Genomic DNA, 6,890 nt, shown 5'->3' on the forward strand with positions numbered 1-6,890 from the left:
GATGCTAGGCGGCCGGCCCGTACCGGGCATCGGACCGGGGGTGTACACCCGTGGGTGACGGCCGGGGCGCCGACTGTCGGCACGGGGCCGATGCCCGGACGCCGCGCGCCCGGCAGCGTGGGCGGCGTGATCGAAGTACGCGAACTCACCAAGCGGTACGGCGGCACCACGGCCGTCGACCGGCTGACCTTCACCGTCCGCCCGGGCCGGGTCACCGGCTTCCTCGGCCCCAACGGCGCCGGCAAGTCCACCACGCTCCGGCTGATCCTGGGCCTGAACGCCCCCACCTCGGGCACCGTCACGGTGCACGGCCGCCCGTTCCGGGACCGGCCGCGCGGGCTGCGGCACGTCGGCGCGCTGCTGGACGCCGGCGACGTGCACGGCGGCCGCACCGCGCGCGCCCACCTCACGGCGCTGGCCGTGAGCAACCGCATCCCGCGCGCCCGGGTCGCCGAGGTGCTGGCGGAGGTCGGCCTCGCGGAGGCGGCCGGCCGGCGGATCGGCGGCTTCTCGCTCGGCATGCGGCAACGCCTCGGCATCGCCGGTGCCCTGCTCGGCGATCCGCCGGTGCTGCTCTTCGACGAGCCGCTCAACGGCCTTGACCCGGAGGGCGTGAAGTGGGTGCGCGGCCTCTTCCGCCGGCTCGCCGCCGAGGGCCGCACCGTGTTCGTCTCCAGCCACCTGATGTCCGAGATGGAGCACACCGCCGACGAGTTGGTGGTGGTCGGGCGCGGCGCACTGATCGCGGCCGAGAGCCTGGCCGAGTTCGCGGCACGTGGCGGCAGCGCCGGCGTGGCCGTGGCCACCCCGGAACCGGCCGTGCTGGCGGCCGCGTTGACCGCCGAGGGCGCGGTCGTCCGCGAGGCGGGCGGGGACCTCACGGTGACCGGCCTCGACGCGGCCCGGATCGGCGAGCTGGCGCTGCGCCACGGCGTCCCGCTGCACCAACTGACCACCCGCGCCGCCTCGCTGGAGGAGGCGTTCATGGAACTGACCGCCGACCGCGTCGAGTACGCCTCCGGAGCCACCCGATGACCTCGCTCTCCCTGCCCGTGGCCGAACCGCGCGCCCGGTTCCGTGACCCGCTCGCCGCCGAGTGGCTCAAGTTCTGGTCGCTGCGCTCCACCCCGTGGTTCCTGCTGCTCGCCGCCCTGGCCGTGGTCGGCTTCAACGCCGGCTCGGCCTGGGACCACTACCGCTACTGGCACCAGTACGACGCGCGGACGCGGGCGAACTTCGTCGCCGACGGGATGCCGCTGCTCGACGCGTTCACCGCCAACGGCGCCCTGATCCTGATGCTGGCCACCAGCGCCGTGGGGGCGCTCGCCGTCACCGGCGAGTACGGCAGTGGCTCGATCCGGACCACCTTCGCCGCCGTCCCGGCCCGTGGCTCGGTGACGGCGGCCAAGGTGTGCGTGCTGGCCGTGGTGCTGACCGGGTTCGGCGCGCTCGTCGCGGCGGTCTCGTTCTGGTCGTCCCAGGCGATCCTGTCGGCCCGGGACGCCGGGGTGTCGATCGACCACCCGGGGGCGGCGCGGCTGGTGGTGGCCTCGGCTCTGCTCGCCCCGGTGAGCGGTCTGGTGGGCGCCGCCCTCGGGGCCGTCGTCCGGCACAGCGCCACGGCGGTGATCTGCGCGGTCGTCACGCTGCCGCTGCTGCCGACGTTCTTCAGCGAGCGGCGTCACTGGTCGGCGACCGTCGCGCACGCGATGCCGTTCCCCGCCTGGCAGGAGCTGACCAGGACGGTCGACTGGGTCACGGTGCCCTACCCGATGACGGTGGGCGGCGCCTGGACGGTCTACGTGGTGTGGGCGGCGGTGGCCGCGGCGGTGACGGTGGTGGCGGTGCTGCGCCGCGACCAGTGAGAGACGGGGTCAGTCGGCGAGGCCGTTCTCCAGCACCCTGAAGGAGCGGTCGAGGACGTCCAGCAGGTCGTCCTCCAACCCCTCCTCGGTCCAGTGCAGCAGCGCCTCGGTCAGGGCGCCGAGCATCGCGCCGGTGAAGACCCGGATCTCCAGGTCCCCCGGGGCGCGGCCGGTCCGCTCGGCGATCGCCCCGTGCAGGACGTCGCCCGACTTCCCGACGGACTCGTGCATCCGGGCGCGGATCGCCGGCACCGACGCGACGAGACGCATCCGCTGCCGCAACTCGGTGACCGCCTCCGGCTGGCGCCACAGCTCCGTCATCACGTCGTGCAGGGCGGCGCGCAGCGCGGTCAGCGGCGGCTCGTCGGCGGGCCTGGCGCGCAGCGCCGCCTCGATCACCGGGTCCTCCTCGTCGGAGAGGACGATGTCCTCCTTGGTCGGGAAGTAGCGGAAGACCGTGCTCGGCGAGACCTCGGCGGCCTCGGCGATCTCGTCGACCCGGGTGGCGTCGAAGCCGCGCTCCTCGAACAGCCGGTACGCGGCCCGCCGGATGGCCTGCCGGGTGCGGATCTTCTTGCGCTCCCGGAGGCCGGGCGCGGGCTTCGACGCTGTGGACATGGGAGTCATTGTCCGTCACGGTCTCCCGGCGGCGCCACGCCCCGGCCGGGCAGCAGCAGCCCGCCGAACACCGCGCCCACCCCGGCGACCAGCGCCGTCGCGAACAGGGCCAGGCCCATGCCGTGCAGGAACGCCGTGTCGGCCGCCGCGGCCAGGCCGGGGTCGCCGCCCCGCTCCGCGACCAGCCGGGCGGCGACGACGGACTCCCGGGCGGTGTCGGCGGCCTCGGCCGGCAGCCCGGTGGTGTCGAGCCGGTCGCGGTACCCCTGGGCGAGCAGGCTGCCGAGCAGCGCGACCCCGACGGCGCTGCCCACCTGCCGCACGGTCATCAGCAGCCCCGAGCCGCTGCCCGCGCGGTCGGCCGGCAGCGCGCCGAGGGCCGCGTCCATGGACGGGATCAGGGCGAACCCGACGCCGAGCCCGGTGACGCTCAACCAGGCGGCGGCGAGCCCGTAGCCGGAGTCGGTGTCGGTGGTGGCGCCCAGCAGGCCGGCGAAGGCGAGCAGTGCCAGGCCGCCCGCCACGGTGGCGCGCGGCCCGAGGAGCCTGGTCACGGGCTGGCAGGCGCGCGCGGCGAACAGCAGCCCACCCATCATCGGCATCAGCCGCAGCCCGGTGGCGAAGGCGTCATGGCCGCGCACGGCACCCAGGTACTGCGGTACGACGAACAGCAGCCCGGCCATCGCCAGGCTGGCCACCGTGCCGACGAGGGCGGCCGAGCGGAAGCCGCGGTCGGCCAGCAGGCCGAGACCGAGCACCGGCACCGGCCGGCGCAGGTCGCGGAGGACCAGCCAGGCGAGCAGCGGCAGCGAGCCGACCAGCGGGCCGAGCACCACGGGCTCGGTCCAGCCGCGCGCCGGGGCCTCGATGACACCGAAGACCAGCAGGCCGAGGCCGCCGACGCCGATCAGGGTGCCGAGCGGGTCAAGGCGCGGCGCCGCGGGGTCGTGGCTCTCCGGGAGCAGCAGCACGCAGGCGGCGATGGCGACGCCGATCAGCGGCACGTTGAGCAGGAAGATCGAGCCCCACCAGAAGTGGTCGAGCAGCAGCCCGCCGAGCAACGGCCCGAGCGGCATGCCGGCGGCCAGCGCCGCGGTGAGGGCGGCGATGGCCCTGGCCCGCTCGTCGGGGTCGAAGAGGGTGGGCAGCACCGCCATGGCGAGGGGGGTGACCAGCGCGGCGCCCAGGCCCATCACGGCGCGGGCGGCGATCAGGGTGGCGGGGTCGCCGGCGAGGGTGCCGGCCAGTGAGCCGACGAGCATGATCGCCAGGCCGGCGACCAGCATCCGGCGGCGGCCGAACCGGTCGCCGAGCAGCCCGGCGGGGAGCATGCAGGAGGCGAAGACGACGAGGAACGCGTCGATGATCCGCCCCCAGGCCTGGCGGCCTGGGAGGTGCCCCCAGCTGCTCGCCCGTGCTCGCGCCGAGGTCGGCGGCGAGGGTGGGCAGCGCCACGTTGAGGATCGTGATGTCGAAGCCGAGCACGAACATGGCGAGACCGAGCGCGGTCAGCGCCCACCAACGGCGAACCATGGACAGACCTCCGATAGTCGCTATCAAATGATAGTGACTCTCAGAAGGTGGTTGCTGTCAAGTTATTGGTCTCGGGGGGCGTCAGCCGTGCTGGTAGGCCACCAGCGAGATCCCCACGTAGTGGACGACGAAGGCGACCAGCGTGAACGAGTGGAAGACCTCGTGGAAGCCGAACCAGCGCGGTGACGGGTTCGGCCGCTTCAGCCCGTAGACCACGCCGCCCGCGCTGTAGAGCACCCCGCCGATCACCACCAGGGCCAGCACCGCGATCCCGCCGGCGCGTAGGAAGTCCGGCAGGAAGAAGACCGCGGCCCAGCCGAGCGCGATGTAGCAGGGGGTGTAGAGCCAGCGTGGCGCGTTGGTCCAGAACACCCGGAAGGCGATTCCGGCCAGCGCGCCCAGCCAGACGATCCACAGCAGCGCCTGCCCTCGCGCCCCCTCCAGGAGCAGGATCGTGAAGGGGGTGTAGGTGCCGGCGATGATCAGGAAGATGTTGGCGTGGTCCAGTCGGCGCAACACCGCCTCCGCCCGCGGGCCCCAGGTCCCCCGGTGGTAGAGCGCGCTGATGCCGAAGAGGGCGCAGGCCGTTATGGCGTAGATCGCACAGGCGACACGGGCCCGGGGGCTGCCCGCGAACGCGGTCAGCAGGATGCCGGCTATCAGGACCGCCGGGAACATCCCGGCGTGGAGCCAGCCGCGTAGGTGGGGTTTGACGGGCGGGGTCATGCGATTGATGGTATAGGGGCCGTCCAGCTCGCTCACATGAGCTCCTCTGGACACAGAAGAGAAGAACCGGCACCATCAGATGAGCGCCTGTTCTTATCGAATGAGCGCATCGGTCGTGTGCCGGTCCCCGGCGCCCGGCCCGCTCCACGAAAACCCTCAACCTCAGGAGCGAACGTGACGCTGACCTCAGCTCCCGTCGCCGCCAACGCCCCGACCCGGCACCAGAAGCTCGTCGCCTGGGTCGAGGAGATAGCAGCACTGACCGAACCGGACGAGGTCGTCTGGTGTGACGGCAGCCAGGAGGAGTACGACCGCCTGTGCGCCACCCTGGTCGCCAACGGCACCTTCACCCCGCTCGACGCCGAGAAACGGCCCGGCTCCTACTACGCCGCCTCCGACCCGACCGACGTCGCCCGGGTCGAGGACCGCACCTTCATCTGCTCCGAGCGTGAGCAGGACGCCGGCCCCACCAACCACTGGATGGCGCCCGGCGAGATGCGGGAGATCTTCACCGGCGCGAACGGCCTGTTCCGCGGCGCCATGCGCGGCCGCACCATGTACGTGGTGCCGTTCTGCATGGGCCCGCTCGGCTCACCGCTCTCCGCGCTCGGCGTCGAGATCACCGACTCGGCCTACGTCGCGGTCGCCATGCGCACCATGACGCGGATGGGCAGCGCGGTGCTCGACGAACTCGGCGAGGACGGCGCCTTCGTGCGCGCCGTGCACTCACTGGGCGCGCCGCTCGCCGAGGGCCAGCAGGACGTGCCGTGGCCCTGCAACTCGACCAAGTACATCTCGCACTTCCCGGAGACCCGCGAGATCTGGTCCTACGGCTCGGGCTACGGCGGCAACGCGCTGCTCGGCAAGAAGTGCTACGCGCTCCGCATCGCGTCGGTGATGGCCCGCGACGAGGGCTGGCTGGCCGAGCACATGCTGATCCTCAAGCTCACCCCGCCCGAGGCCGGCGCCGAGCCCAAGTACGTAGCCGCCGCGTTCCCCTCGGCCTGTGGCAAGACGAACCTCGCCATGCTGCAGCCCACGCTGCCCGGCTGGACGGTCGAGACCATCGGCGACGACATCGCCTGGATGCGGTTCGGCGAGGACGGCCGGCTCCGCGCCATCAACCCCGAGGCCGGCTTCTTCGGCGTCGCGCCCGGCACCGGCGAACGCACCAACGCCAACGCCATGCGCACCCTGTGGGGCAACTCCGTCTTCACCAACGTCGCCCTCACCGACGACGGCGACGTGTGGTGGGAGGGCATGACGGACGAGCCACCCGCGCACCTCACCGACTGGCGCGGCAACGACTGGACCCCGGACTCCGGGGTGCCGGCCGCCCACCCCAACGCGCGGTTCACCGTGCCGGCGGCCCAGTGCCCGACCATCGCCCCCGAGTGGAAGGACCCGGCCGGGGTACCGATCTCCGCCATCCTCTTCGGCGGCCGCCGGGCCACGGCCGTGCCGCTGGTCACCGAGTCCTTCTCCTGGCGCCACGGCGTCTTCCTCGGCGCCAACGTCGCCTCCGAGAAGACCGCCGCCGCCGAGGGCACGGTCGGCGAACTGCGGCGCGACCCGTTCGCCATGCTGCCGTTCTGCGGCTACAACATGGGCGACTACTTCGCCCACTGGCTGAAGGTCGGCGAGAACGCGCCCGACCCGGAGAAGCTGCCGAAGATCTACTACGTCAACTGGTTCAAGAAGAACGCGGCCGGCGAGTTCGTCTGGCCCGGCTTCGGCGAGAACATCCGGGTGCTGAAGTGGATCATCGACCGCCTCGACGGGCGCGGCGAGGGCGTCACGACCCCCATCGGCGTGCTGCCGGCGGCCGGGGCGCTCGACGTGACCGACCTCGACCTGGCCCCGGCCGACCTCGACTTCCTGCTGGAGGTCGACCCCGAGATCTGGCGCCAGGAGGCGGCACTGATCCCGGACCACCTGCGTACCTTCGGTGACCACACGCCGGACGGCCTGTGGGCCGAGTACGAGGCGCTGGCCGCGCGGCTGGACCAGCGCTAGCCGCCGGGCGGGGGCGCCCCGCGCTCCGCGCGGGTTTTGGGGGGCCCCCCCCCCCCCCCCCCCCCCCCCGGCCGCGCGGGGGCCCCCCCCCCCCCCCGCCGCCCCGGGCACAGAAAAAAGAACAAGAGACGC

Annotated in this window: 6 protein-coding genes; 3 read left to right on the top strand and 3 right to left on the bottom strand. The window is 73.3% G+C overall.

Going from position 1 to position 6,890, the window contains the following annotated elements; all coding sequences use genetic code 11:
• Positions 1 to 126: 126 nt before the first annotated feature.
• Both ACFWI8_RS29795 and ACFWI8_RS29800 read left to right on the top strand, forming a co-directional pair.
• Positions 127 to 1,035, top strand: coding sequence for an ABC transporter ATP-binding protein (locus tag ACFWI8_RS29795; protein ID WP_387097919.1), 909 nt, complete (start codon positions 127 to 129; stop codon positions 1,033 to 1,035).
• A complete protein-coding gene (locus tag ACFWI8_RS29800; protein ID WP_387097922.1) occupies positions 1,032 to 1,865 on the top strand; it encodes an ABC transporter permease in 834 nt (277 codons plus the stop codon). The genes ACFWI8_RS29795 and ACFWI8_RS29800 overlap by 4 nt, the downstream gene beginning before the upstream one ends.
• A 9-nt stretch (positions 1,866 to 1,874) precedes the next feature.
• On the opposite strand, the gene ACFWI8_RS29805 is transcribed toward ACFWI8_RS29800, so the two are convergent.
• The 3 genes from ACFWI8_RS29805 to ACFWI8_RS29815 all read right to left on the bottom strand — a co-directional run bounded on the left by ACFWI8_RS29805 (position 1,875) and on the right by ACFWI8_RS29815 (position 4,742).
• Complete coding sequence (locus ACFWI8_RS29805; RefSeq protein WP_387097925.1) at positions 1,875 to 2,492, bottom strand: TetR family transcriptional regulator; 618 nt, start codon at positions 2,490 to 2,492, stop codon at positions 1,875 to 1,877.
• Positions 2,489 to 3,814: an MFS transporter gene (locus ACFWI8_RS29810; protein ID WP_387097928.1), complete on the bottom strand. Its 1,326-nt coding sequence runs from the start codon at positions 3,812 to 3,814 to the stop codon at positions 2,489 to 2,491. The genes ACFWI8_RS29805 and ACFWI8_RS29810 overlap by 4 nt, the downstream gene beginning before the upstream one ends.
• 283 nt (positions 3,815 to 4,097) lie before the next feature.
• A complete protein-coding gene (locus ACFWI8_RS29815; protein ID WP_387097931.1) occupies positions 4,098 to 4,742 on the bottom strand; it encodes a hemolysin III family protein in 645 nt (214 codons plus the stop codon).
• 174 nt (positions 4,743 to 4,916) lie between these two features.
• Here ACFWI8_RS29815 and ACFWI8_RS29820 point away from each other — a divergent pair, with 174 nt between their 5' ends.
• On the top strand, positions 4,917 to 6,758 hold the full coding sequence (locus ACFWI8_RS29820; RefSeq protein ID WP_387097934.1) for a phosphoenolpyruvate carboxykinase (GTP): 1,842 nt from the start codon (positions 4,917 to 4,919) through the stop codon (positions 6,756 to 6,758).
• The last annotated feature ends 132 nt before the right edge of the window (positions 6,759 to 6,890 follow it).

The sequence above is a fragment of the Streptomyces sp. NPDC127098 genome (assembly GCF_042722465.1).
In the GTDB taxonomy this organism is placed as follows: domain Bacteria; phylum Actinomycetota; class Actinomycetes; order Streptomycetales; family Streptomycetaceae; genus Streptomyces; species Streptomyces millisiae.

Excerpts from the sequence above, each read along its gene's own strand:
- ACFWI8_RS29805 (WP_387097925.1), bottom strand. The coding sequence starts at position 2,492 with ATGACTCCCATGTCCACAGCGTCGAAGCCCGCGCCCGGCCTCCGGGAG.
- ACFWI8_RS29800 (WP_387097922.1), top strand. The coding sequence starts at position 1,032 with ATGACCTCGCTCTCCCTGCCCGTGGCCGAACCGCGCGCCCGGTTCCGT.
- ACFWI8_RS29815 (WP_387097931.1), bottom strand. The coding sequence starts at position 4,742 with ATGACCCCGCCCGTCAAACCCCACCTACGCGGCTGGCTCCACGCCGGG.
- ACFWI8_RS29810 (WP_387097928.1), bottom strand. The coding sequence starts at position 3,814 with ATGCTCCCCGCCGGGCTGCTCGGCGACCGGTTCGGCCGCCGCCGGATG.